This window comes from Streptomyces sp. AC627_RSS907 (genome assembly GCF_019049165.1).
Map to the genome: position 1 here is coordinate 1 of NZ_JAGMUE010001142.1, position 919 is coordinate 919.

The window sequence follows — 919 nt, forward strand, 5'->3', positions numbered from 1 at the left end:
GTGTTGACCTCGTAGGAGAGCTTCGGGGCGTCCTTGTCCTTCTTGTCGTCGTCCGGGCTGCCCTCCTTGCCACACGCCGTCGCCGTCACGGCCATGGCCAGTACGACGGCCGCCGCCGCTGCAGTCCTGCGGAGCTTCATGGTGAATGTCCTTTACGTCGTCGAGCGGGGGGCGGTCAGTGGTGCAGGATCTTCGACAGGAAGTCCTTGGCCCGGTCGCTGCGGGGGTTGCTGAAGAACTGGTCCGGCGTCGCCTCTTCGACGATGCGGCCGTCGGCCATGAAGACCACGCGGTTCGCGGCGGAGCGCGCGAAGCCCATCTCGTGGGTGACGACGATCATCGTCATGCCCTCCTGGGCGAGCTGCTGCATGACCTCGAGGACCTCGTTGATCATCTCTGGGTCGAGGGCCGAGGTCGGCTCGTCGAAGAGCATCACCTTCGGGTCCATGGCCAGTGCGCGGGCGATGGCCACGCGCTGCTGCTGGCCGCCGGAGAGCTGCGCGGGGTACTTGTCGGCCTGGGTGCCGACGCCGACCCGGTCGAGCAGGGCCCGCGCCTTGGTCTCGGCGGCCTTCCGCTCGACCTTGCGGACCTTGATCTGGCCCAGCGTCACGTTCTCCAACACGGTCTTGTGGGCGAAGAGATTGAAGGACTGGAAGACCATGCCGACGTCCGAGCGCAGCCGGGCCAGTTCCCTGCCCTCCTGCGGCAGCGGCTTTCCGTCGATGGTGATGGTGCCGGAGTCGATGGTCTCCAGTCGGTTGATGGCGCGGCACAGCGTGGACTTGCCGGACCCGGACGGCCCGATGACGACGACGACTTCGCCGCGGGCGATGGTCAGGTCGATGTCCTGGAGCACATGCAGCGCGCCGAAGTGCTTGTTGACTCCTGTCAGCGCGACCAAGTCGCCCGCCACAGC

Annotated in this window: 1 protein-coding gene; it reads right to left on the reverse strand. The window is 67.0% G+C overall.

The genetic code is table 11. The features are described from left to right. Nucleotides 1-175 precede the first annotated feature (175 nt). Complete coding sequence (locus KUM32_RS40725; protein WP_217146709.1) at nt 176-904, reverse strand: amino acid ABC transporter ATP-binding protein; 729 nt, start codon at nt 902-904, stop codon at nt 176-178. Nucleotides 905-919: the final 15 nt, after the last annotated feature.